The organism is Photobacterium chitinilyticum (genome assembly GCF_004104355.1).
Lineage (GTDB): Bacteria > Pseudomonadota > Gammaproteobacteria > Enterobacterales > Vibrionaceae > Photobacterium > Photobacterium chitinilyticum.
In genome coordinates this window covers 1-380 of record NZ_RJLM01000255.1, presented here as the reverse complement: position 1 = coordinate 380, position 380 = coordinate 1, and the positions used below count along the sequence as shown (strand labels likewise).

At 47.1% G+C, this 380-nt stretch carries 1 protein-coding gene; it reads right to left on the bottom strand.

The genetic code is table 11. The features are described from left to right. Positions 1 to 336: ribonuclease H family protein (locus tag EDI28_RS28285; protein ID WP_500048358.1), on the bottom strand; the 336-nt coding region annotated here is incomplete at its 3' end. Between the last annotated feature and the right edge of the window lie 44 nt (positions 337 to 380).

Here is a 380-nt window from a genome sequence, read left to right as displayed (position 1 = left end):
AGAGCTTAACGAGAAAGTGAGCGGTTTATGGTCCGTGAAAAGAGTGAATTCACGACCTTCGATGTAGTGTTGGAAATGCCGTACAGCACAATACATAGCTAGGAGTTCCCTACCGAATGTGCTGTACCTAGATTCGGTGTCTAGCAACCTTCTAGAGAAAAATGCCAAGGGTTGCCAGGAGTTGTTAACCCATTGTTGTAAGACTCCTCCGATTGCTGAGTCGGATGCGTCTACTGCGATGCTAATGGGTGCTCGGGTGTCCTGATGTGCGAGCATTGTTGCTTTAGCAATCAGTTCCTTAACTGTGGAGAATGCTTTTCGTGCGGTGTCGTCCAAATTAATGGATTTCGCATTTCCACGAAGTTGGTCGGTCAGAGGTT